The sequence below is a fragment of the Micromonospora sp. NPDC005710 genome, from assembly GCF_040630995.1.
GTDB lineage: Bacteria > Actinomycetota > Actinomycetes > Mycobacteriales > Micromonosporaceae > Micromonospora.
The window spans coordinates 131,515-155,430 of record NZ_JBEXYP010000004.1 but is presented as its reverse complement, the minus strand read 5'-3'; the positions used below and the strand labels follow the sequence as shown (position 1 = coordinate 155,430).

The 23,916-nt window shown below is 71.6% G+C and carries 19 protein-coding genes and 2 pseudogenes; 10 read left to right on the top strand and 11 right to left on the bottom strand.

Annotated features, from left to right (window positions below; genetic code table 11):
* Positions 1-26: 26 nt before the first annotated feature.
* Positions 27-1,259 (bottom strand): acyltransferase, encoded by a 1,233-nt coding sequence (locus ABZ406_RS07175; RefSeq protein WP_357756659.1) that lies wholly within the window; start codon positions 1,257-1,259, stop codon positions 27-29.
* Between the two features lie 300 nt (positions 1,260-1,559).
* On the opposite strand from ABZ406_RS07175, the gene ABZ406_RS07170 reads away from it, so the two are divergent.
* Together ABZ406_RS07170 and pseI are read left to right on the top strand one after the other, a co-directional pair.
* A complete protein-coding gene (locus tag ABZ406_RS07170) occupies positions 1,560-2,738 on the top strand; it encodes a glycosyltransferase (protein WP_357756656.1) in 1,179 nt (392 codons plus the stop codon).
* Between the two features lie 133 nt (positions 2,739-2,871).
* Positions 2,872-3,924, top strand: a complete 1,053-nt coding sequence (gene pseI, locus ABZ406_RS07165; RefSeq protein WP_357756653.1) for a pseudaminic acid synthase — start codon at positions 2,872-2,874, stop codon at positions 3,922-3,924.
* Between the two features lie 43 nt (positions 3,925-3,967).
* Here the strand turns inward: pseI and ABZ406_RS07160 are convergent, their stop codons facing one another.
* The 4 genes from ABZ406_RS07160 to ABZ406_RS07145 form a co-directional block, all read right to left on the bottom strand.
* Positions 3,968-4,465 (bottom strand): hypothetical protein, encoded by a 498-nt coding sequence (locus ABZ406_RS07160; RefSeq protein ID WP_357756650.1) that lies wholly within the window; start codon positions 4,463-4,465, stop codon positions 3,968-3,970.
* Positions 4,466-4,550: 85 nt separating this feature from the next.
* Positions 4,551-5,306 carry an SDR family NAD(P)-dependent oxidoreductase gene (locus ABZ406_RS07155; protein WP_357756647.1) on the bottom strand — a complete coding sequence of 252 codons (756 nt, stop codon included), beginning with the start codon at positions 5,304-5,306 and terminating at the stop codon, positions 4,551-4,553.
* The gene (locus ABZ406_RS07150) at positions 5,299-6,561 is read right to left on the bottom strand and encodes an AMP-binding protein (RefSeq protein ID WP_357756644.1); all 1,263 of its coding nucleotides are present in this window, start codon (positions 6,559-6,561) and stop codon (positions 5,299-5,301) included. The genes ABZ406_RS07155 and ABZ406_RS07150 overlap by 8 nt, the downstream gene beginning before the upstream one ends.
* Complete coding sequence (locus tag ABZ406_RS07145) at positions 6,558-6,809, bottom strand: acyl carrier protein (protein ID WP_091401397.1); 252 nt, start codon at positions 6,807-6,809, stop codon at positions 6,558-6,560. The genes ABZ406_RS07150 and ABZ406_RS07145 overlap by 4 nt, the downstream gene beginning before the upstream one ends.
* 73 nt (positions 6,810-6,882) lie before the next feature.
* Between ABZ406_RS07145 and ABZ406_RS07140 the strand changes: the two genes are divergently transcribed.
* Positions 6,883-7,419 (top strand): GNAT family N-acetyltransferase, encoded by a 537-nt coding sequence (locus tag ABZ406_RS07140; RefSeq protein WP_357756640.1) that lies wholly within the window; start codon positions 6,883-6,885, stop codon positions 7,417-7,419.
* A 102-nt stretch (positions 7,420-7,521) separates the two neighbouring features.
* Here ABZ406_RS07140 and ABZ406_RS07135 read toward each other — a convergent pair whose 3' ends face one another.
* Positions 7,522-9,258: a hypothetical protein gene (locus ABZ406_RS07135; protein ID WP_357756638.1), complete on the bottom strand. Its 1,737-nt coding sequence runs from the start codon at positions 9,256-9,258 to the stop codon at positions 7,522-7,524.
* 363 nt (positions 9,259-9,621) lie between these two features.
* Between ABZ406_RS07135 and pseB the strand changes: the two genes are divergently transcribed.
* From pseB to ABZ406_RS07100, 7 genes are all read left to right on the top strand, one after another.
* A complete protein-coding gene (pseB, locus tag ABZ406_RS07130; protein WP_112585521.1) occupies positions 9,622-10,605 on the top strand; it encodes a UDP-N-acetylglucosamine 4,6-dehydratase (inverting) in 984 nt (327 codons plus the stop codon).
* The gene (locus tag ABZ406_RS07125; protein WP_357756636.1) at positions 10,602-11,759 is read left to right on the top strand and encodes a DegT/DnrJ/EryC1/StrS family aminotransferase; all 1,158 of its coding nucleotides are present in this window, start codon (positions 10,602-10,604) and stop codon (positions 11,757-11,759) included. Before pseB ends, ABZ406_RS07125 begins: the two co-directional genes overlap by 4 nt.
* A 10-nt stretch (positions 11,760-11,769) precedes the next feature.
* Positions 11,770-12,618, top strand: a complete 849-nt coding sequence (locus ABZ406_RS07120) for a hypothetical protein (RefSeq protein ID WP_357756633.1) — start codon at positions 11,770-11,772, stop codon at positions 12,616-12,618.
* A complete protein-coding gene (locus ABZ406_RS07115; protein ID WP_357756631.1) occupies positions 12,608-14,434 on the top strand; it encodes a class I SAM-dependent methyltransferase in 1,827 nt (608 codons plus the stop codon). Before ABZ406_RS07120 ends, ABZ406_RS07115 begins: the two co-directional genes overlap by 11 nt.
* On the top strand, positions 14,431-15,204 hold the full coding sequence (locus ABZ406_RS07110; protein ID WP_357756627.1) for a glycosyltransferase family protein: 774 nt from the start codon (positions 14,431-14,433) through the stop codon (positions 15,202-15,204). The genes ABZ406_RS07115 and ABZ406_RS07110 overlap by 4 nt, the downstream gene beginning before the upstream one ends.
* On the top strand, positions 15,201-16,325 hold the full coding sequence (locus ABZ406_RS07105) for a spore coat protein (protein ID WP_357757260.1): 1,125 nt from the start codon (positions 15,201-15,203) through the stop codon (positions 16,323-16,325). The genes ABZ406_RS07110 and ABZ406_RS07105 overlap by 4 nt, the downstream gene beginning before the upstream one ends.
* Before the next feature lie 82 nt (positions 16,326-16,407).
* A complete protein-coding gene (locus tag ABZ406_RS07100; RefSeq protein WP_357756624.1) occupies positions 16,408-17,043 on the top strand; it encodes an alpha-ketoglutarate-dependent dioxygenase AlkB in 636 nt (211 codons plus the stop codon).
* Between the two features lie 173 nt (positions 17,044-17,216).
* Here the strand turns inward: ABZ406_RS07100 and ABZ406_RS07095 are convergent, their stop codons facing one another.
* The 5 genes and pseudogenes from ABZ406_RS07095 to ABZ406_RS07075 all read right to left on the bottom strand — a co-directional run bounded on the left by ABZ406_RS07095 (position 17,217) and on the right by ABZ406_RS07075 (position 23,824).
* A complete protein-coding gene (locus tag ABZ406_RS07095) occupies positions 17,217-17,735 on the bottom strand; it encodes a TrmH family RNA methyltransferase (protein ID WP_357756621.1) in 519 nt (172 codons plus the stop codon).
* A 210-nt stretch (positions 17,736-17,945) separates the two neighbouring features.
* Positions 17,946-20,645 carry a DNA topoisomerase (ATP-hydrolyzing) gene (locus ABZ406_RS07090; protein WP_357757258.1) on the bottom strand — a complete coding sequence of 900 codons (2,700 nt, stop codon included), beginning with the start codon at positions 20,643-20,645 and terminating at the stop codon, positions 17,946-17,948.
* A gap of 33 nt (positions 20,646-20,678) precedes the next feature.
* A pseudogene (locus ABZ406_RS07085) lies at positions 20,679-21,506 on the bottom strand (LAGLIDADG family homing endonuclease); the annotation flags it as partial.
* Positions 21,480-21,734 (bottom strand): annotated as a pseudogene (locus ABZ406_RS07080) (DNA gyrase subunit A); the annotation flags it as partial. The pseudogenes ABZ406_RS07080 and ABZ406_RS07085, both read right to left, overlap by 27 nt.
* A gap of 32 nt (positions 21,735-21,766) precedes the next feature.
* Positions 21,767-23,824, bottom strand: coding sequence for a DNA topoisomerase IV subunit B (locus ABZ406_RS07075; protein ID WP_357756618.1), 2,058 nt, complete (start codon positions 23,822-23,824; stop codon positions 21,767-21,769).
* Between the last annotated feature and the right edge of the window lie 92 nt (positions 23,825-23,916).

Sequence of the window (23,916 nt, the reverse complement as noted above, 5' to 3'; positions counted from 1 at the left end):
GACCCTGCTGACCAGGGCGGATGCTGTCAGCGCCGGTCGACGTACGGTGATCGACCGCCGGGCTGACCGGCCTCGTCGGCGGCCCCGCCGGCCTCGCCGCGGGCGTTGCTCGCGGGGTCTCCGGCGTCGTCGGCGGCGGTCCGCTGTCGGGGGACGGACGCCGGACGAGCCGCACGGCGCGGCGCGAGCCGGCGCATCATCGGCGTCTCGACGAAGCGGTGCAGCAGCCCGGCGAGGATCAGGTTCGCCACCAGGAAGCCGAGCACCACGGCCGGGCCACGCCAACCCGCGAAGCCGACCCCCCAGGTGCCGCTCCAGCGCAGCACGCTCGTCATCACCAGCACGTGCACGAGGTAGAAGGCGAACGAGACCTCACCGAGCCAGATCAACGGCCGGGACCGCCACGGCGAGCGCCGACCCCGCACGTCCGCGTCCGCGGCGGCGGTGATCACCAAGAGGTACGCGACGGCGAGCAGCGTGGTCCACAGCTCGGCGCGGATCCACTGCGCCGCCGCCACCCAGGTGACCACGAAGATCCCGCTGGCCACCGTCAGCCGGGGACCGCGCCACAGCCCTCGGCGCATCAACTCGGCCGCCACCGCCCCCAGCCAGAACTCCAGCGACCGGACCGGTGGGAAGACCTGGGTGAACCACCACCGACTCACCTCCGGCACCAACTCCTGCGCCGGCCACAGCGCGAGGATCAGCAGCGGCATGGCGACGACCAACGCCCAGAGCAGCTTCGGTCGGGCCCGGCGCAGCAACGGCAACACCAGCGGAAGGCAGAGGTAGAAGAAGAACTCGCAGGAGAGCGACCAACTGACCGTGTTGATGCTGTAGAACCAGCCCGGCCGGGGGTCCCACGCCTGCAACAGCAGCAGGTTCTCTAGCGCGGCCACCGGCAGGACCGGGTCGGCGAACCACCAGGCGACCACCAGCGTCGCTGCCCACAACACCAGGTGGTTGGGGTAGATCTTGGCGACCCGGCGACGCCAGAAGGTACGCCGGGAGTCGCCCACACGGGCCGACCAGACGAGCACGAAGCCGCTGAGGATGAAGAAGAACTGCACCCCGGAGAGGCCGAGGGTGAACAACGCGTCGACAACCGCCTTGTAGTCCGGCTCGGCGATGATCCGCATGGTGCCCGCGTGGAAGCCGAAGACCAGCAGGGCGGCGATCCACCGCAGCCCGGTCAGCGAGGGCAGCCGGGACGGGGCGGGTGCTGGCCCGGCGGCCGACGTCGCGGCGACGCTCGTCATGCCGGGATCCCGGCGCTCGGCAGGGTCACCAGCACGGTTCGTATCCTCCTCGGCGCGGCGTCGGACGGCGCGACGGCGACGCCCACGACGGCCCGGCAGGGCCGCACCGAGGCACCCTACCGGGTCACTACCGGCGGAACCGGACGCGTCCCACCCGCCCCACCAGGCCACGGCCCCAGGGCCCGGGCGCGGCCCACCGGCCGGCGTTAACCTTCCGCTGGGCGGGAGTTCAGGGATTCCACCATCGGCGGCAACGTCAGGTTCCGGGGCCGGCCACCCGGGTCGTCGAAGGTGGCGGACGTGGTCAATGAGCCGACGCACGCACCGCTGCTGAGCATCGTCGTGCCCGTGTACGGCGTCGAGGCGTACCTGTACCAGTGCCTCGAGTCGATCCGGGCCGACATCCCGGCGGGCGAGTCGGAAGCGGTCGAGCTGATCGCCGTCGACGACGCCTCCCCGGACGGCTGCGGCGACATGCTCCGCGCGTACGCGGTCGGCCGCACCGGCGTCCGTGTCGTGCACCTGAGCAGCAACGTGGGTCTGGGGTTGGCCCGCAACGCCGGGCTCGACGTGGCCACCGGCCGGTACGTCTGGTTCGTCGACAGCGACGACTGGTTGCCGTCGGGCACCATCGCCGCGGTGCTGGACCGGTTGCGCCAGCACCAGCCCGACGTGCTGATGCTCGACCACCTGCGGGTGCACGAGGACGGCCGACGGGAGGTCGACGCGAGCAGCCCGCTGCTGCGCGGGATACCCGACGTGACCCGGCTCGCCGACCAACCGCGGCTGCTGCGGGTGCAGCACACCGCGTGGAACAAGGTTGTCCGCCGGGACTTCATGGACGAGCTGGAGCTGCGCTTCTTCCCCGGCTGGTACGAGGACATCCCGTTCAGCCACCCGCTGCTGATCGGGGCCGAGAAGATCTCCGTGCTGGACCGGGTCTGCTACCTGTACCGCCAGGGCCGCCAGGGCGCCATCACCTCCACCCGCAGCGGCCGGCACTTCGACGCCTTCGACCAGTACGAGCGGCTGATGGACTGGGTCGCCCGGAAGCACCCGGACGAGCGGTTGCAGGCCGAACTGTTCGAGCTGATGATCAACCACTACCTGGTGGTGGTGGGCAACGACGGTCGGCTGCACCCACACCTGCGACGTGACTTCTTCCAGCGGGCCGCCGCGCACTACCGGCGGTACCTGCCCAGCGGCGACCACCAGCCGCCCCCGGGAGTGTCCGGGCTCAAGCACCGCCTCGTCGGGCGGGGTGACTGGTTGGCGTACTCGGCGCTGCGCCAGGCCCACCGGGTCGCCGGCCGCCTGCGACGGCCCGGCCCGGTGGCCGGCGCCGACAGTGGTTCGGCCGACAGCGGTCCGGCCGCCGCCGACGAGGACCCGGGCCGAGCGGCGGGCGCCGAGCCGACGCGCGACGGTGGGCCCGCGTCGGAACGGCGCGACGCGCTGGCCGGTGGCCGGCTGCCGTGACCGACTCCACCACCGAGCACGCCGGGAGCCGGGGCGGCTCCCGGCGTCCCGGTTTTCCAGGTCGTCCGCCCGCCGGGTGGACGACGACAGCACCACCGCACCACGGTGCGGGCGTACCTGAGCAGAGGTCGGAATGACGGCGACAATCAAGATCGGACCGCACGCGGTCGGTGCCGGGGAGCGACCGTTCGTGGTCGCCGAGATGTCCGGCAACCACAACGGCGATCTGAACCGGGCGCTGGCCATCGTCGACGCGGTGGCCGAGAGCGGTGCGCACGCGCTCAAGCTCCAGACGTACCGACCGGACACGATCACCATCGACGTCGACACCCCCGCGTTCCGGATCTCCAGTGGGCACGAGCTGTGGGGCGGGGAGAACCTGTACCGCCTCTACGAGCGCGCGCACACCCCGTACGAGTGGCACGCCCCGATCTTCGCGCGGGCCCGCGAGCGTGGCCTGACCGTCTTCTCGTCGCCGTTCGACGCGACCGCCGTGGAGTTGCTGGAGTCGCTCGACGCGCCGGCGTACAAGATCGCTTCGTCGGAGCTGGTCGACCTACCGCTGATCCGGCTCGTGGCCAGCACCGGCAAGCCGATGGTGATCTCCACCGGGATGGCGACGGTCGCCGAGATCGACGCCGCTGTACGCACCGCCCGCGAGGGTGGCGCGGCGGGCATCGTCCTGCTCGCCTGCACCGCCTCTTACCCGGCACCGCCGGCCGACAGCAACCTGCGCCGGTTGCCGGTGCTGGCCGGCGCGTTCGACGTGCCGGTGGGGCTTTCCGACCACACGCCCGGCATCGGGGTAGCTGTCGCCTCGGTGGCGCTGGGTGCCTGCTTCATCGAGAAGCACGTGACGCTGGACCGGGCCGACGGTGGCGTGGACTCGGACTTCTCGCTGAACCCGGCCGAACTCACCGCCCTGGTCGCCGAATCCGGCCGGGCGTACGCGGCCCTGGGCGGCACCGCGATCGGCCCGACCCCCGCCGAGCAGGAGGGGCTGCGGTTCCGCCGGTCGCTCTTCGTGGTCGAGGACGTCCGGGCCGGCGACCCGGTGACCGCGCAGAACGTCCGCTCGATCCGGCCGGCCGGCGGGCTGGCCCCGGTGGAGATCGACCGGGTGCTGGGCCGCACCTTCACCACTGACGTCCCCCGCGGAACCCCCCTGACCTGGAACGAGATCTAACCCCAGGCCCATCCCGGGCCCTGCCTCGGCCCTGGCCCGTCGATCATGGAGTTGTGGTGGGCGTTTCGCCCGTCGGTGCCCGTTCTGCACAGCACCACAACTCCTTGATCGACCGGGGCGGAGCCGGGGCCGGGGCGGGCGGCGGGGGCGGGAGGGTCGGGGCGAAGCCGACGGTGATCACCAGGTCGGCCAGCCGCAGGGTCCGCCAGACTGCCGGTCCGTCGGCCGGCGCGCCCAGGCCGTGCCGATGCCACCAGGACGCCACTGGCACGTCGGCCAACTTGCAGTAGCACTCGGCGCGAGTCCACCGCGCCCAGAAGTCGCTCGCGCCGAACCGGCGGGCCAGCGCCGGCGGCACCGGGGCGTCGGCGCGTTCCGCGTCGATCGCCACCCGCCAACCGGGCACCGACGGCCCGTACCAGCCGACGCAGCGCCCGTCGTCGAGGTAACTGCGGGTCACCGCGTCGGCCAGGGCGGCCGGTGACCCGCAGCGCAGGTGCCGCTCGGCGGCAGCCAGCAACGCCGGCACCGGACGGGTCACGGCGGCGCCCACCCCCGGCGACACGGCCGTCCGGGCACCGCCTGCCGGCCGCGCCGGGTCAGCCGGCGGGAGACCCGGCCGCAGGTCAGATGGCGGCGGCACCGTCCACCACGATGACCTGGCCGTTGATGTTGGTGTGCTCCCGCAGCAGCATCCGCACGACAGGGGTGACCTCCACCGGCTCGGTCAGGTGACCCGTCGGGGTGCGGCGCACGATCTGGTCGAGCTGGGTCGGGCCGAGCACCGCCGACATCTCCGAGGCGAAGAAGCCGGGCGCCACCGAGTTGACGAGCATCCGGCCGCCCAGTTCGCGGGCGAGCGAACGGGTGGCGGCGTCCATGCCGCCCTTGGTGGCCGAGTACGCGACGAGGCCGGGGAAGCCACGCTGCCCGCAGATCGAGGTGATGTTGACGATCCGCCCGCGCAGCCCCTTGGCGAGCATCCGGCGGATCACCAACCGGGTCAGCTGCAGCGGGGCGGTCAGGTTGGTCTCGATGATCCGGGCGATGTCCTCGTTGGCGGTGTGCGCGTGCAGGGAGTCCTGCCCCATCGCGGCGTTGTTGACGATGCCGTCGATCGGGCCGAGGTGTTGCTCCACCTCGCGGATGAAGCTCTGCGCGGCGCGCAGGTCGGTGACGTCCACCGAGCCGACGTGCACCAGGTCGGGGTGCTCGGCGGCGAGCTTCTCCAGCTCCGGGGTGACGGTGCGGGCGAACGCGGCCACCCGTACGCCGGCGTCGAGCAGGTCGGTGACGATGGCCAGGCCCAGGCCACGGGAGCCGCCGGAGACGAGCACGACGGAGCTGGGCGGGACGAGTGGGGTGTCGGCGGGCTCAGACATCGCTCTTCAGGGTCTCCTTGACGGGAATCTCGGTCAGGACGCGAATGCGGCGGGGCACCGCGTGCTCGGGTAGCCGGTCGGCGCACCAGCGGACCAGCGCGGCCTCGTCGGTGTCCACTGAGGACGCGGTGAGGACGACCTCGGCGACCACCATCCGCCCGAGCACCGGGGCACGGCGGCCGGTCACCCGGGCCCAGGCCACCGCGGGGTGACCACTGAGCACGTTGCGGACCACGCCGGCGGAGACCTTGCTGCCACCGACGTTGATCTCGTCGGAGTCCAGTCGGCCGGTGATCAGCACCCGGCCGTCGAGCACCTGCACCCGGTCGCCGGTGCGGACCGGGCCGCCGAGCCCGGCCCCGTGGTACGGGGAGGTGACCACCAGCTCGTCGTCGCGGACGGAGAGCGTCGGGCGGCCCGGGGTCTCCCGGTCCAGCCAGTCGACCGGGAACCCGGCTTGCCCGTCGTGCACCACAATGGACGCCCCCACCTCGGAGGACGCGTAGATCCAGGAGATCCGGGCCGCCGGGAAGAGTGCCCGGAGCTGGTCCAGGATCGCCTGGTCCACCGGCTCTCCGCCGAGGGTGATCTGACGCAGCGGCACCCGGGCCAGCGCGTCGGCGTCGCGGTAGAGGGTGCGCCGCCAGAAGGTCGGGGTGCCGGAGGCCGCGTCGACCCCGTGGGCGGCAGCGATCGAGGGCCAGTCGTCCAACTCGTCGGGCTCGACCACCACCAGGTGCTGGCCGGGCTGGGTCAGCGACAGGGTGACCACCTGCCACCAGGCGTACGTGCCGGGGGCGTACGGGCAGAGCCAGGTCCGGTCGGGCTGGTCGGCGCGCACTGTGGTGAGCGTGTCGAGGGTGTGCCCGACCCGCTTCGGTCGCCCGGTGGAGCCCGAGGTCAGCAGCCAGAGCCGGCCGGGCTCGGCGGCTCGCGCCCGGGCCGGTGCGCTCGGGTGCCCTCCGTCGTCGTCGAGGACGGTGACGGTGAACCCGGCCTCCAGCACCTCGGCGCGCATCGCGTCGTCGACCCGGCCGGTGGTGCTGAGCAGCAGCTCGGTGCCGTGCACGGCGTGCTGCCACGCGGCGGTGAGCGCGTGCACGGCGGAATGGGCGAGCACGGCCGCCGGATCGGGCAGGACCGGCGTCGGCAGTGCGCGCCAGGTCAGCGCGGCGCCACCGACGACCAGTCGGTTGTCGACACCGGCCGGCTCCGGGTGCCCGGGGGTGGGGCGCCGCGACGTCGTGAGGGTCACTGGTGTTGAAGCTCGACGAGGAAGTCGAGGACGTCCCCGACGGTGGCGATGCGACGCAGCCCAGGGGCGTCGAAGTTGAGCTCCTCCCCCGTCTCGTCCTCCACCCGCAGGGCCAGCTCGGAGAAGTCGAGCGACCGGAAGCCGATCTCCCGCAACTGCGCCGCGTCGTCCGCGGGCAGCTCCTTGTCCTGGTTCTTCAGCACCTGAGCCATGAGGTCGCGGATCTGCGCGCGACTCAATTCGTTCATGTGCCGCAGTCTACAACCCGACGAATGGAGATCTGATTTCCCGGTAGGCCCGGGTAAGGTGCCGGGACCCGACGTGAACGGCGAGGAAAGCGAGACGCACGTGTTGCGCGAAGCAACGGCGGACGACGTTCATCTGATGTTGTCCTGGCGTAATCAGGAAACCAATCGACAGGTCAGCAAGACCAGTCACGAGATCACCGTCGAGGAGCACGCCCGGTGGTGGTCGGCAGTCCGCGACGACCCGTCCCGGCGGGTGCTGGTGTACGTCCGCGACGACGTCCCCTGCGGGGTGGTCACCTTCTTCGACCTGCGCCTGGACGGCCCCCGTACCGGGGCGTGGGGCTTCTATCTGGACGCCGACGGGCTGGACGGGCGGGGCGAGACGCTGCCGGCCTGGCTGGGGGTCATGCGGGAGGCCGTCGAGTACGCGTTCGACGGGCTGCACCTGGATCGACTCGACGGCGAGGTGCTCGGCCACAATACGGTGGTACGACAGATGAACCGGCGTTTCAGATTCGTCGAGGGCACCCCACGACAGGAGCTGTCCGACGGTCGGGAAATCACCGTCATCCCGATTTCCCTGGCTCGGGAGGACCGCCGTCAGCGCTGATTGTCGGAACGTTTTCCGGACTGGAGGTTAACCATTAACTGCCGGTCCCCCCGGTGGACATCCGCCGTTCACGAATAGCGGTGTCCACCGGGGCCGATGAGGTCAGGCGCGCCGCCAGGCCGCCCAGTGCTGCTCCGGGTTGCCGCCGAGCCGAACGAAGCCGTACGCGGTGCCGTCCCAGTCGTCGGCCTGCCCGGGCGCCCAGCGGGCGAACACCACCTGCGCGGCGGCCGGCGGCTGCCCGAGCCCGAACCACCTGACGTCGGTCCAGGTCACCTGGTGGCTGAGGTTGAACCGGAGGATGTAGTGCACGCCGGTCGAGGCCCACACCCGCTCGCCGGGGCGTACGCCGACGTCGGCCACCCGGGGCGTGGGCGCGGTGCTCGCGGCGGTGGGCTGCACGATCCGCTTGTCGATGACCTGCATGGTGACGAGGTTGACCACCACCAGGACACCGAGCATCGGCAGCCGCAGGCGGGGCACCCGGACGGCGGCGACGAGCAGCACACAGCCGGCGACGCCGACGAGCGATCCGACCACCGGCCGCAGCTCATGCCAGCCGCCGGTCAACGCCACCAGGTCCGGCGCGCTGAAACCGCCGTAGCGCAACCGGTGGCCCTGGCTGGCCACGTACGCGAGTCGGGCGGCGACCAGCGCGCCACCGCCGACGAGCAGCGCCACCGCGACGGCCGACCGGCGCAGCACCGCCTGCCACCCGGCGGTGAACAACATCCCCAGCCCGACCAGCAGCCAGAACGGTGCCAACATCTGCACGTACCGGCCGTAGATGGCGTCCAGCGGCTTGCCGGTGATGCCGGAGAGGATCACCGACGCGCCGCCGGCCACCCCGACGGTCACCACAAGTGCCACGCCCATCGTCCAGCGTGCCGCGTCGCCGTGCCGTGGACGCCACAGCTCGCGCACGGCGCCGGCCCAGGCCACCCCGGCCATCCCGAACGTGATCACCACGAGGTACCAGAGCTGGGTGGTGACTGCCGCGCTGGTGCGGATCACCCCCTGGGCGGAGGCGAGCGCCTCCAGCGTGCTGCCGCCGGGGGTGCTGCCCAGCAGGTAGACCTTGTCGCCGAGGTGGCGGATGACGACCGCGTTGACGAGCGCCATGGCGAGCACCGGCAGCAGCGCCGCGAGCACCGCTGGTGGGCTGATCCGGCGGCGGACGAACAGCAGCAGGACCAGCCCGGCGTGCACCGCCACGATCACCAGGCCGCGGGAGTGCAGCAGGTGGAAACCGCCGACCAGCAGGCCGACGGTGGCGGCGGCGAGCGGGCCGGGCCGGGAGATCCAGCGGTGTACGGCGAGCAGCCAGGCGACCACGAGTGGCGCCATCACAGCGTCGATCATGGCGACGCCCGAGTAGAAGGCGGTGGCCGGCAGGGTCGCCGCCGCGACGGCGCCGAGCAGGGCGTACGAGCGGCGCAGTGGGAACAGGCGACGACCGAACAGGTACGCCAGCGGCAGCAGCGCGGAGTTCACCATCGCGTTGATCAGCTGGACGAGCCGGTAGCTGTCGGTGAAGTCCCGGTCGCCGAGGAACGCCGGTGAGATCAGCATCGGGTAGCCGACCCGGCGCAGCAGGTCGTTCTCGCTGCTGAAGCCTCCCGGGCCGCCGGCCAGCGCGCGGGCGGTGTTCAGGTAGCTGTCCTCGTCGGTGTGCGCGATCGGCAGCACGATGTGCCGGGACCACCACATCCGCCAGGCCACGCTGAGCACCCAACCGACGACGAGCAGCAGTGGTACGAGCCAACGCCGGGCGGGCGGGCCGCTCGGCGTCCCGGCCACCGTCACCGGCCGTTCGATCACGTCACTACCGGGTGCCATCAACGCCTCCAGAACTGCCGGCCGGACCGGGCCCACGCCGATGTGACGGGCTCGTCGGGCCGCCCCGGTGACGCCGGGGTGGCCCGCTCGCACCGGGCTGGTGTGGATGTCGGGTGAACGCGGGAGCCGACTGCGCGCAGGGCAGCCGGTCGTACGCGCGGTCACTGTAGCGGCCCGATCGGGCCAGGTCAGCCCACCTGTCGGGCGGTCGGAAGTGTTTGCCTGCACGGTGTCCGGCATTCACGGGACCAGAGTTTGCGGTTCACCCGCGAACGCCGGGGAGTTAACCCGCCATGGCTAGCGTGTCACCCCGGTCGGCCGGCCCAGGGCCGCTCGTTCATCCACGAACACGGGAGCACCACATTGAGTGAGTTGAATGGATCGTCCATTCTGATCACCGGGGGAACTGGTTCCTTCGGCAGGACGTTCCTCCGGCACATCCTCAACGAGGCCGATCCCGCCCGCGTGGTGGTCTTCTCCCGCGACGAGCTCAAGCAGTACGAGCTGCGCCAACAGCTCGGCGACGACCCGCGGCTGCGCTGGTTCATCGGCGACATCCGGGATCGGCACCGCCTGACCCGCGCCATGCACGGCGTGGACCACGTGGTGCACGCCGCCGCGCTGAAGCAGGTGGACACCGCGGAGTACAACCCCTCGGAGTACATCGCCACCAACATCACCGGCTCGCAGCACGTCGTCGACGCGGCGATCGAGGCCGGCGTCAAGAAGGTCATCGCGCTCTCCACCGACAAGGCGTCCAGCCCGATCAACCTGTACGGGGCGACGAAGCTGGTCGGCGACAAGCTGTTCGTCTCGGCCAACCACTACGCCGCCCAGCACCCCACCCGGTTCGCCGTGGTGCGCTACGGCAACGTGGTGGGCAGCCGTGGTTCGGTAGTTCCGCTGTTCCGCCGGCTGGCCGCCGAGGGCAAGAGCCTGCCGATCACCGACAAGCGGATGACCCGCTTCTGGATCACGCTCGACCAGGCCGTGCAGTTCGTCATGGACTCGTTCGACCAGATGCAGGGCGGCGAACTGTTCGTGCCGCGTATCCCGAGCATGCGCATCCTCGACCTGGTCGAGGCCGTGGCACCGGACGCCACCACCCACGAGATCGGGATCCGGCCGGGCGAGAAGCTGCACGAGGAGATGATCGCGCCCGACGACAGCCGGCGAACGCTGCGCGCCGACGGCCGCTTCATCGTCCAGCCAACCATCGCGACCTGGGGCTACCAGGCGCCGGTCGACTGTGACCCGGTGCCGGACGGCTTCGCCTACCAGTCGGACACCAACGACGAATGGCTCACCGTCGAGCAGTTGCGCGACATGCTCGGCATCAACGGATGACGGGGATGCTCCCGTACGGCCGACAGTCGATCGACGAGGACGACATCGCGGCCGTCGCCGACGTGCTGCGCGGCGACTGGCTCACCACCGGGCCGCAGGTCGACGCCTTCGAGGCCGACCTCGCCCGATGGACCGGCGGGGTCGGGGTCGCCGCCGTGTCCAACGGCACCGCGGCGCTGCACGTGGCGTACGCGGCGGCCGGGGTGGGACCGGGTGACGAGGTGGTCGTCTCGCCGATGACGTTCGTGGCGACCGCCAGCAGCGCGGTCGCCCTCGGCGCGACGATCGTGTTCGCCGACGTCGACGACGAGACGTTCTGCCTCGACCCGGCGGCGGCCGCCGCCGCGGTCACCTCGCGGACCGCTGTCGTCGCCGCTGTCGACTACGCCGGCCATCCCGCCGACTACGACGCGCTGCGCACGTCGATCGAGGGCAGCGACGCGCTGCTGCTCGCCGACGCGGCGCACTCGATCGGCGGGACGTACCGCGGTCGGTCGGTGGGCTCGCTCGCCGACCTGACCACGTTCTCGTTCTTCCCCACGAAGAACCTGACCACCGCGGAGGGCGGCGCGGTCGCCGCGCTGGACCCGGAGATCCTGAAGCGGGCCCGCCGGTACCGGGGCGTCGGCATGGTCCGCGACCGCGACGACCTGCGCTTCCCCGACGAGGGCGGCTGGCACCAGGAGGTGCACGAGTTCGGGCTGAACTACCGGCTGCCCGACGTGCTCTGCGCCCTGGGCCGCAGCCAACTGCGCCGGCTGGCCGCGTTCAAGGCACGCCGGACCGCCCTGGTCGCCCGCTACGACGAAGCGCTCGCCGACCTGGACGGGGTGCTGCTGCCCGGCCGCAGGTCGTGGGCCGACCCGGCCTGGCACCTCTACCCGATCCGGGTGCTCGACGGACGCCGCCGCGAGGTGTACGACCGGATGCGCGCCGCCGGGATCGGCGTACAGGTCAACTACGTGCCGGTGCACTGGCACCCGGCCTTCGCCGACCTGGGGTACCGGCGCGGATCCTGCCCGGTGGCCGAGTCGTTCTACTCCCAACAGCTGTCGCTGCCGCTCTACCCGGGTCTCAGCGACGCCGACCAGGACCGCGTCATCGACGCGCTGACCGCCGCCCTGCGGGTCGGCGCGGTGCGTTCCGCCGCCTGATGGGAACCTGATGCACCACGCCAACCACTTCTACGGTCACGCCCACGTGCTGGCCCGCTACGCCGGCCTCGGCGACAGACATCCACCACGGATCAACGGGTACGTGCAGCACGGCTGGAACATCGGTGACGGCCTGGCCCCCGGCCACCCGTACGCCGATCGCACCCCCAGCCTGCTCTGGTCCGAGCAGACCCGCCGCCGGGCCTGGTCGGTGGGCCGCCGCAACGTGGTCGTCATCGGCGCGCCGTTCGTCTACCTGCTGGCCCTGCGACCCGAGGAGCCGCCGGCCGAGGAACGGGAGGGCACCATCTGGTACCCGTTCCACGGCTGGGAGGGACAACACGTCAAGGGTGACCACCGCAAACTGATCGCCCTCATCCAGGACACCGAACCCGGCCCGGTCACTGTGTGCCTCTACTGGCACGAGTACCGGATGCGCAACGTGCGCCGGCTGTACGAGCGCGCCGGGTTCCGGGTGATCTGCCACGGTTACCGGGGGCACTGGTGGAAGGACACCGACAGCGAGTTCCTCGACCGGCAGCTCACCGAGCTGCGCCGGCACCGCCGGGTAGCATCCAACCGGCTGACCAGCGCGATCTTCTACGGCATCGCCGCGGGGTGCGAGCCGGCGGTCTACGGCGACCCGATGATCCTCTCCAACGAGGACCCGACCTTCGGCGGCACCGCCCGGATCCGTCGGCAGTGGCCGCAACTGCACGGCACCACCGTCGACCTGCCCACCGCTGTCGAGATCGCCCGCGCCGAACTGGGCACCGACCACCGCTGCACGCCGGCCGAGCTGCGCGAGCTGCTCGGTTGGGCGAACCTCCAGGAGGAAGAGGAAGACCGTGACGACTGAGACGGCACCCGCCGGCCGGATCACCCTGCCGGGCGGCGAGATGCTGGCCTGGTCGGACCTGCCGCAGGAACGGCTGGCCAACGGTGGACCGCTCGCCGCCCTGGCCGCCCGGCTGGTGCCGCCCGGCGCCCGGGTCCTGCTCGCCGGACCACACGACCCGGCGCTGCTCGACCAGCTCACCCACGCCGAGGTGACCTGCCTGCTGCGCAGCCACCCGGACGCGGTGGCGCTGGCGCACCGGGCCGCCCACGTGGTGGTGGGCGGGCCGGCCGGCCTGCCCGACGACGAGACGTACGACGTGGTGATCGCGGCCGCCGGATTGGACCCGGTGGAGTCGGTGGAGGGCACCCGGCTCGGCTGGGACGGTGTGCTCGCCCGACTCGTCGCCGCGCTGCGACCGGGCGGAGCGTTGCTGCTGCGCCTGGACAACCCGCTGGGCCTGCACCGGTTGGTCGACACCAACCCCTGGTACGCCCGCCGCGACGACTCCGCCTGGGTGATCGGCGGCGTGCTGGACCAGGCCCACCCGGCCAACCGGGACCAACTGCGCGAGCGACTCGGCGCGGCAGGGCTCCTGCCGGCCGCGTGCTGGGCCGCGTACCCCGACGTCAGCACCCCGACGGCGCTGCTGGACGCCGACCACCTCGACCGGGACGCGGGTTCCGGGTTGTTCGACGCGGTGCTGCACGGTGCCTGCGCCGGCGGTTTCACGAGCGCCACTGTGCTCCAGGACCCGGCCCGGCTGGCGGTGGACGCGCTGCACGCCGGTCGCGCCGCCGACCTCGCACCGGGCTGGCTGACCCTCGCCCACCGGCCCGCCGACGCCAGCGACCCGACAGCGCCGACAGTCGACAAGGACCTGCCGGTGGCCCTCGTGCAGACCGGTCGCCCCGGCATCGGCGTGCTGGAGGTCCTGCACGGGCCCTCCGGTTGGCGCTGGGGGCTCATCCCGGCCACCGACACGACGACGCCGGCCGGCGCGCCGTTCGCCAGCCGCGAGGCCGCGTACCGGGACGCCGACTCGCTGTCCGGGCCGGTGCCCTCCGGCCGGCTGCTGCGTACCCTGCTGCTCGACGCGTCCCTGCGCCGCGACCTGGCCACCCTGCGCACGCTGCTGCACGGGTACGCGGGCTGGCTCGCCGACCAGGCCGACGCCGACGGTCGGATCGCCGGCGCGACGGCGCTGGCCGGCACCGACAACGTGGTGGTCGACGGCGAGCGGTACGCGGTGCTCGACCCCAGCTGGCGGGCCACCGCCGCGCTGCCCGCCGACGTGGTGCTGGCCCGCGGCCTGTGGCGCTTCGCGGCGGGCCTGCTCACCGGCGGCTACGCCCACCCGTGGTCCTCCACACTCGACGTCGCGGGCCTGACAGTGGTGCTCGGCGGAATCGCCGGTCACGACCTCGACCGGGCGACGGTGAGCGAGGCGGTCGAGGCCGAGGCAGCCATCGCCGCCGCGCTGCACGGGCTGGACGCCGGCCGCACTGTCGACCTCGCCGCCGAACTGCACGCCGTCGCGCCCACCGACCCGCCGGTCGGCGGGCACAGCTACCAGCAACTGCGTGAGGCGTGGCTGCGCCAGCGCGAGGAACTCACCCGGCTGGCCGCACTCACCGCGTGGACCGAGGAACTGCTCACCTCACGGGAACGGGCGCTGCGCCGGGCCGAAACCACCATCAGCCTGCTCAGCGGGTCCATCAGCTACCGGGTGGGCCGGCTCGCCATCACCCCGGCCCGACTGGCCAAGCGGGGTGCCCGCGCCGCCAAACGCCGGGCCACCGCGATGCTCTCCCACACACAGGAGGAGCAGCAGTGACCGGCGTACCGCAGCCCGCCCCCGACGCGAACGGCACGGGGCCACGGATCGTCGGCATCGTGCAGGCGCGCATGGGTTCGTCCCGGCTGCCCGGCAAGGTGCTCCGCCCCCTCGCCGGGCGGTCGGTTCTGGGCCGGGTCGTCCGCGCCGCCCGCGACAGCGGTGTCCTCGCCGACCTGGTGGTCGCCACCAGCACCGACGCCGTGGACGACGCGGTGGCGGTCGAGTGCGCGCGGCTGGACGTGGCGTGCCACCGCGGGCCGGTCGACGACGTCCTGGACCGGTTCGTGGGCGCCCTCGCGGCGCACCCGGGGGACGCCGTCATGCGGTTCACCGCCGACTGCCCACTGCTCGACCCGGAGATCATCACCCTTGTCGCGTCGGTGTACCGGGCGGTGCCCGGGCTGGACTACGCCAGCACGTCGATCGCCCGGACCCTGCCCCGCGGCCTGGACGTCGAGATCATCCGAGCGGACACACTCCGCACCCTGGGTCGGCTCGCCACCGACCACCACCGGGTCCACGTCACCTCGTACGCGTACACCCACCCGGAGCTGTTCCGGGTGCTCGGGGTGACGCTCACCCCGGACCGCTCCGCACTGCGGCTGACCCTCGACACCGAGCAGGACTGGGCACTGGTCAACGCGATCATCGACCACTTCGGTGACGTGAGCGTGCCGCTGGCCAAGCTCACCGACTGGCTCGACGGTCAACCCCGGCTGATTGCGCTGAACGCCGACGTTCGACAGAAACAGTTGGAGGAGTCCTGAGCACCCTCCGGGTCGGGTTGCGCTGCGACGCCGGGCCCCGGCGCGGCGTCGGCCACCTCGTCCGCTGCCTGGCGCTCGCCGAGGAGTTCCTCGCCCGGGGCGCCCACGTCGCCGTCCTCGGCACCGTCGAACGGCTCGACTGGGCAACCGCCGAGCTGGCCGCGCGAGGCATCCCCCTGCTCCCCGGCCCGGACACGGCGGCCGACCTCGTCGAGGCGGCCCGCCGACACGAACTGGACGTCCTGGTCCTCGACTCCTACGAACTGGACCCGGCCGGGGCCGGCGCCCTGCGCGACGCCGGTGTGTACACCCTCGCCATCATCGACGGCGACAGCAGGGGTCAGGTCGCGGACCTCTACCTCGACCAGAACTTCGGAGCGGAGCTGCCGGGGCTGGGGTCAGGGCTCGGGCCGGAGCTGCCGGGGGCGGGTTTCGGAGGGAGGCTGCCCGGTCGGCTGCTCGCCGGGAGTAGGTACGCCCTGCTGCGGGACGCCGTGACCAGCGCCCGGCCGCCGGTCGCCCCGCCCGCCACTGCGGTCGGTCGCCCTCGGGTGCTGGCCTTCTTCGGCGGCACCGATGCCGTCGGCGCGGCCCCGGTCCTGACCCGCGTGCTGGTGGCCACCGGTCACCCGATGGACCTCACTGTCATCGTCGGGCGACCCGAGATCGAGGCCGAGGTCGAGGACGTCACCCCCGGCCGGGGGCAGATCATCCGACCGGTCCCGCCCACCACCGCGCTGCCGGACCTGATCACCGCAGCCGACCTGGTGGTCAGTGCCGCCGGCACGTCCACCTGGGAACTGTGCTGCCTCGGCGCGCCCAGCGCACTCGTCTGTGTCGTCGACAACCAACGTGAGTCGTACACCCGGGTGGTGCGGCACGGCCTGGCCGCCGGCCTCGGTGAGCTGCCGGAGCTGACCGCCGGTGGCGTCGCCGGACGGGCCGCCCGCGCGGCGGCGGCACGGACCCTGCACGGACTGCTCGGCTCGCCGCAGCGGCGCGCGACCCTCGCCGCACGGGCGTGGTCCACCATCGACGGGCAGGGCCGCGCCCGCGTGGTGGACGAGGTGTTCGACGCCGTACGCGCCGCCGCCGGCGACACCGTTCCCGTCAGCGGCTGACGGTCGAGGTCGCGCCGCCCAGAGGCGGGCGGCACGGCCCACGGCTAGCACGGGTGTACGAAAGTGCTGCTAGGGTGGCCGCATGACGCCTGCCGCCTACCAGCCGTCGATGCTCGACCTGGTCGACGCCGGGCCGACCCTGGGCCCGCTGCCCGGCCAGATCCGCCGACACCAGCTCAGCCGGGGCGCCTGGGTCGACCACCTTCCCGGCTGGGTGCGCGGCTCCGACACGGTCCTCGACACCCTGCTCACCGAGGTGCCCTGGCGTGCCGAACGGCGCACCATGTTCGACGCCGAGGTCGACGTGCCCCGCCTGCTCTGCTGGTACGACGGCGCGACGCCACTGCCCCACCCCGTGCTCACCGCGGCGCAGACCACGCTCACCGAGCACTACGCGCCCGAGCTGGGCGAACCCTTCGTCACCGCCGGCATGTGCCTCTACCGGTCCGGGCGCGACAGCGTGGCCTGGCACGGCGACACCATCGGCCGCTCGGCGCACACCGACACGATCGTCGCGATCGTCTCCTTCGGAGCACCACGACCGCTGCTGCTCCGCCCACGCGGGGGTGGCGAGCGCCTGCGCTTCCCGGTGGGCCACGGCGACCTGATCGTGATGGGCGGCTCCTGCCAACGCACCTGGGAACACGCCATCCCCAAGACCACCCGCCCCACTGGCCCCCGCGTAAGCGTCCAGTTCCGCCCCCACAACGTCGCCTAACCCCAGCCCAGTCCAGTCCAGCCCTCGTCGATCTTGCACTTTCGGTTGCTTGTATGCCCTTTTTGTGGTTTTTGTCGGCGCAGAAAGTGCAAGATCGGCGCCGTTTGCCGGCGGCAGTAGCCACGGCTGGGGCCACTCCGGGCGGCACCCATCGGCGCGAGCGGGGCGGCGGGTTAGAGGAGACCGGCCAGTTTGTAGAGGACCAGGGAGCCGGCCACCGCTACGTTCAGGCTGTGGCCCTGGCCGACCATCGGAATCTCCACCACCGCGTCCAACTGGTCGAGCGCCTCGGGTGGGATGCCTGTCGCCTCGTGTCCCAGCAGCACGACGGTGCGGCCCCGAGCGGCGGGCAGATCACCGAGCCGGACGGCCTCGTCGGCCAACTCGACACCGAGGACCCGGGTGCCGGCGGCCCGCTCGGCGGCGAGCCAGCGCACCGGGCTGCCGACCCGGTGGACGCAGCCCGGTTGGCGCAGCGTGTTGCCCCGGGCCACTGCCTCGTCCACCCAACGGAACGGGGGTACGGCCAGGCAGGCACCCACCGCGTCGCACGTGCGCAACAGGGTGCCCAGGTTCGCGCCGTGCAGCGGCCAGAGTGGGGCGGCGACCAGGTGACCCCAACAGCGGTGTGGCCGGGGACGACGGGCGGCGCGTAGCTCACGCCTCGACCGAACCCGGATGGCGGCGCTCACGCCGCACCGGCGACTCCGCCGGACAGAAGACAGATCATGGTGAGGGGTGCTTCGCGGTGCACCCAGACCCTCGCCGACAACAGAGGGCCCCACCATACCGCGCGGGCGGGCACCGCCACTGGCCACGATCGTGCTCGATCCAGGGTCGAGTGGCATCACCGCGCCGGTGACGCCACTACTTCCGGGATCGAGCACGATCTCCGAGTGCGGTCAGTCGCGTTCGATCAGGTGGCCCACGACCGTCGGGCCGAGCATCACCGCGAAGCCGCTGCCGTCGCGGCGGGGGTCCGCGGCCGGCAACTCCACCGGGTCGCCGGTGGCTGTCGCACCGACCGGTCGCGGCCCCACCCAGGCGACGGCCACGTCCGTCTCACCCTTGAGGAAGCGGTGCGCGCGTACGCCGCCGGTCGCCCGGCCCTTCGGTGGGTACGCCTTGAACGGCGTCACCTTCACCGTCGCGCCGGTGGAGGTGACCACCATCGGCTCACCATGCCCCGGGTCGTCGGTGCGGACCGCGCCGAAGAACGCGACCTGCGCTCCGGCCGGCAGGTTGATGCCGGCCATACCGCCGCCCTTGAGGCCCTGCGGCCGGACCAGCCCGGCGGGGAAGCGCAACAGCGACGCCTCCGACGTGACGAAGGTGAGCGTCTCGGTGCCGTCGGTCAACCAGGTGGCCCCCATCACCTCGTCACCGTCGCGCAGACCGATCACCTCGAACTCGTCGGAGCGCACCGGCCACTCCGGTGCGCAGATCTTCACCGCGCCCTGCCGGGTGCCCAGCGCCAGCCCCGGTGAGCCCTCCGCCTGCCCGCCGAGCGGGGCCAGGCCGACGACTGTCTCCCCCGCCGCCAACGGCACCAGCTCGGCCGCGGACATGCCGCCACGAAGTGACACGGTGCCCGCCTGCTCGGGCAGCACCGGTAACGGCAGAACGTCGACCTTGAACGCCCGACCGGCGCTCGTCACCAGCAGCACCCGACCACGGGCGGTGGAGTGCACGATGGCGCGTACCGTGTCGTGCTTGACCCGACCGTTGCGTCGGCGCCCCTCGGAGCTTTCCTCCGACTCGGCCGCGGTCCGGGCGACGAGCCCGGTCGCGGAGAGGATCACCTGGCACGGGTCGTCGGCGACCTCCAGCGGGCCGGCCGGCGCGGACGCGGCAAGCACCTCCTTCAGGTCACCGTCGACGAGGGTCGTACGACGTTCGGTGGCGAACTGCTTGACCACTGCCGCCAGCTCGTCGGAGACCACCTTCCGGAGCACCCGCTCGTCGTCGAGGATCTTGCTCAACTCGGCGATCTCGGCGCGCAGCCGCTCCTGCTCGGCCTCCAACTCGATCCGGTCGAATTTGGTCAGCCGGCGCAGCGGAGTGTCCAGGATGTAGGTGGCCTGGATGTCGGAGAGGCCGAACCGGCTCATCAGCCCGTCCTTCGCGGCCTGCGCGTCGTCGCTGCCCCGGATCAGCCGGACCACCTCGTCGATGTCCAACAGCGCGATCAGCAGACCGTCGACCAGGTGCAGCCGCTCCTGACGCTTGCGCCGGCGGAACGAGGTGCGCCGGGTGACCACCTCGTACCGGTGGGCCAGGAAGACCTCCAGCAGCGCCTTCAAGCCGAGCGTGCGCGGTTGCCCGTCGACAAGGACCAGGTTGTTGACGCCGAACGACTGCTCCAGCGGGGTGAGCCGGTAGAGGTCGGCGAGCAGCGCCTGCGGGTTGACCCCCACCTTGCACTCGACGACGAGACGGGTGCCGCTCTCCCGGTCGGTGAGGTCCTTGACGTCGGCGATGCCGGTCAGCCGTTTGGTCTTGGTGACCTCGTTGGTGATCGCCGCGATGACCTTCTCCGCGCCGACGCCGTAGGGCAGCTCAACCACCGTGATCGCCTGTCGACCTCGGCTGCCCTCGATCGGGCCGATCTCCACCTTGCCGCGCATCCGCACCACGCCACGGCCGGTCTCGTAGGCCCGGCGCACCTCGTCGAGCCCGAGCAGCACGCCACCGGTCGGCAGGTCGGGGCCGGGGACGAACTCCATGAGTTTGTCCAGTGTGGCGTCCGGGTGGTTGATCAGCCAACGGGCGGCCTGGACGACCTCGGCGAGGTTGTGCGGGATCATGTTGGTAGCCATGCCGACAGCGATCCCGGACGCGCCGTTGACGAGCAGGTTGGGGAAGGCCGCCGGCAGCACCGTCGGCTGGGTCAGCGAGCCGTCGTAGTTGGGCTCGACATCGACGGTGTCCTCGCCGAGCTCACCGACGAGCAGCATGGCCTCGCGGGACATTCGCGCTTCGGTGTAACGCGAGGCGGCGGGGCCGTCGTCCGGGGAGCCGAAGTTGCCGTGCCCATCGATGAGCGGCACGTTGAGGGAGAAGTCCTGGGCGAGGCGGACCATGGCGTCGTAGATCGCCGTGTCGCCGTGCGGATGGTACTTGCCCATGCAGTTGTGCACGACGTAGCCCTCGGCGACGAACGCGTGCTCGTCACTGCCAACCTGTATGTCGTACGTGGCTTCGGGCGACACCGCTTCAACCGACGTGACCCGCAGGAACGAGCTACCAACCAACGCGTCCAGCCGAGCGGCGAGCGGCGAGCCGAGGCGATGAAGTTTGTTGATCCAGCCGTCTCGTACCGCCCGCTCCAACTGGAACGATCGATCCGCGAGCGGGACGCCATTGCGGTCCTTGCCATACCGAACCTTCGGGCCACCGCTCGCCGATAGCGAGTCGCGGAAGGCCTGGCCGTCTCGGTCGCGAAACCATCCGCCGCCTTGGTGCGCGGCCGTGAACTCCGCAATGACCGGCCCGTACGGCAACCGGTCGTTGCCTTGCTTGCCGCTGTACTCGTAGCCGATATCGGTGACCCGCTGCAAGCCGTCGTGCTTGTACCCAATCCGCACCCAGGGCAGCAGCATCCGGGCAAGCTCTGCGGCGTCCCGCCCTGAGACCGAGAGACCAAAAAGTGGGCTTCCTGCGGAGGCGCGACCGCTGGTCCAGTGATGTCCGTGCAGCCCAAGGTCGGCGAGCATGGCGTAGATCTGCCGTATCAGCGCCTCACTCGTGCTGACGAAGACGATCTCCCTGAAGCGCTTACGAACGTAGCCGTCCCCGTCGAAGAAACCGGCGAGGAACGGCGCCCATGCCGACCGGTTCTCGACGATGTCGCGTGGTACGCACTTGCCCCGGCTGAGCGGCTGGGTGGCCTCCAGCAGCCCCTCGTGCCGGCTGAAGGTCAGAATGTGCTGATCGCGATGGAGAGGGTTGCGCGCCTCGCGCTTACCTCGCGAGACATTCAACCCGCTGGCGATAGCCCAGCCGTGAGCGACATCCAGCGGCTCGACGTCACACATGTGGATTCGGACCCGACCGTCCGCCTCGCGAGAACGATGGACAGGAAAACCTTCGGCAACCAGCAGGCCGCGCACGTAGTCATAGACGTCACCTGCGGGCGTCGGCAGTGCTTTGCGGCGACTGCCGTAGGCCAATGTCAGCCGCCCCGAGAGATCCCGAGCGTCCGTCCATTCGATCGAAAGGTCATCGGCGACGACGCGGAAGCGCTGACCCGGGGTGACGAGCATCGTGTGCCCATTGCTCCACGTCAGGCGCACGAGGTCGGAGGTCGGGTTCGCATACACAGCGGTTACTGGCACGGGGTTTCCGTCGCCGTCCAGCACGAGGTCCCCAACCTCGATCTCCTCAATGGCCCGTAGACCGTCGGGCGTGGAGACCAGTGTGCCGGCGACGAAGCAGTCCCCGACAATTCGGGCAGACTTCACGTGCCCGCGGTCCGGGCGGTAGCCCTGCTCGTACATCGACCAGAGGATGCGCCGGTGCACGGGCTTGAGGCCGTCCCGGGCGTCCGGCAGGGCGCGGGAGTGGATGACCGAGAACGCGTACTCCAGGTAGGAGTCGGAGACCTCGGTGACCAGCGGGTTGTCGAACACCCGCGCGCCGGCCTGGTCGAACGAGGAGAGATCGACCTTGTTTTCCTTACGGCGTGCCATGACTCAGCTCTCCATCGGAACGGAACGGGCGCTCATGCGTCGATCGCATCCCGGTCGACGCGGTCGGCGGAGTCGATGAGCCAGTTGCGGCGCGGCTCGACCTTCTCGCCCATCAGCAGTTCGAGGATGCGTTCGGCGGCGTCGACGTCGTCGAGGGTGATCCGGCGAACGGCACGGGTGGCCGGGTTCATCGTGGTGTCCCACAACTCGTCGGCGTCCATCTCACCGAGACCCTTGAACCGTGGGATGGGCGTGACGATCTGCTTGCCGGCCTTTTCCAGCTTGCGGACCGTCGTCTGCATCTCGGCCTGGGTGTAGGTGTAGACGGTCTGCGGGTTGCGCCCCCTGGTGGTGATCTTGTGAAGGGGTGGCATCGCGGCGTAGAGCCGACCGGCCTCGATCAGCGGCCGCATGTACCTGGCGAACAGGGTGATCAGCAGCGTACGGATGTGGGCGCCGTCCACGTCGGCGTCCGCCATGATCAGCACGCGGCCGTAGCGGAGCGCGGAGAGGTCGAAGGTGCGCCCCGAGCCGGCGCCGAGGACCTGCACGATGGCGGCGCACTCGGCATTGTCCAGAACCTGCTGGAGGTTGGCCTTCTGCACGTTGAGGATCTTGCCGCGGATCGGCAGCAGCGCCTGGTATTCCGACGAGCGGGCCATGCGGCTCGTCCCCAACGCGCTGTCGCCCTCGACGATGAACAGCTCGCTGCGGTCGATGCCTGTCGCACGGCAGTCGACCAGCTTCGGCGGCATGGACGCGCCCTCCAGGGCGGTCTTGCGCCGGGCGGCGTCCTTCTGCTGCTTTTGGGTGAGTCGCACCCGGGCGGCGTCGACGATCTTCTGCAGGACGGTGCGCGCCTCGGCCTTGGTGCGCCGGTCCTCCAACCAGGCCTTGATGTGCGCGTCCACCAGGGACTGGAGGACCTTCGTGATGCCGGTGGTGGAGAGCTCGTCCTTGGTCTGCGAGGTGAACTGCGGCTCCGGGATGCGCACGTGCACCACCGCTGTCATCCCCTCCAGGACGTCGTCCAGGGTGGGCGGCTCCTCCTTGGCCTTGAGCAGACCGCGGGTGTTGCGGATCGCGTCGGCGAGCGCGCGGACCAGGGCCCGCTCGAAGCCCTTGCGGTGGGTGCCGCCGTGCGCGTTGCGGATGGTGTTGGTGAAGCACTCGACGGTGCGCTCGTAACCGGTGCCCCACCGGAACGCCACCTCGACCTCGGCGCGGCGCTGCACGTTCGACTGCATGACGCCGTTGGCGTCGGCGGCGTTCTCCCGGTAGGTGCCCTCGCCGTTGACGAGCAGGGTGCCGGAGACCGGCCGGTCGCCGCCCGGGGCGAGGAACTCGACCATGTCGCTGAGCCCGTCGGGGTAGTGGAACCGCTCCTCGGCGGGCTCCTCGCCGGTCAGGTCGCGCAGCAGGTACGTCACGCCGGGGACCAGGAACGCGGTGTTGCGCAGCTTCATCCGGACGGCGTCGACGTCGAGCGCCGCGCCAGTCTCGAAGTAGCGGGCGTCGTGCCACCAGCGGATCGAGGTGCCGGTGCGCTGGCCGCGCTTCATGGCGCCGGTCACCTGGAGCCCGGGGCCGGCGGTGAACGGGGCCTCTGGCCCGTCGCCGTCGAAGATGCCCGGGACGCCGTGCCGGAACGACATCGCGTGGATCTTGCCGGCCCGGCGGACTGTCACGTCGAAGCGGCGCGACAGCGCGTTGACGGCCGACGCGCCGACGCCGTGCAGGCCGCCGGAGGTCTTGTAGCCGGAGCCGCCGAACTTGCCGCCGGCGTGCAGTCGGGTCAGCACCAGCTCGACGCCGGAGATGCCGGACTTGGCGTGCACGTCGGTGGGGATGCCCCGGCCGTCGTCGTCGACCTGCACCGACCCGTCGGCGTGCAGGATCACCTCGACGTGGCTGGCGTGACCGGCGACACCCTCGTCGGTGGAGTTGTCGAGGATCTCGTTGACGAGGTGACCCACGCCACGGCTGTCGGTGGAACCGATGTACATGCCGGGCCGCTTGCGGACAGCGTCCAGCCCCTCAAGGTGGGTGAGGTCATCGGCCCCGTACAGGGTGTCAGGCTCTGCGGTCAACTGGTCGTACTCCCCGGTCTCGGCGGTGTGCTGCCGGTCACCGGCGACATCAGCCGGCGTGGCGCGCCGCAGCGAGCCTAGCCCGAGGCTAT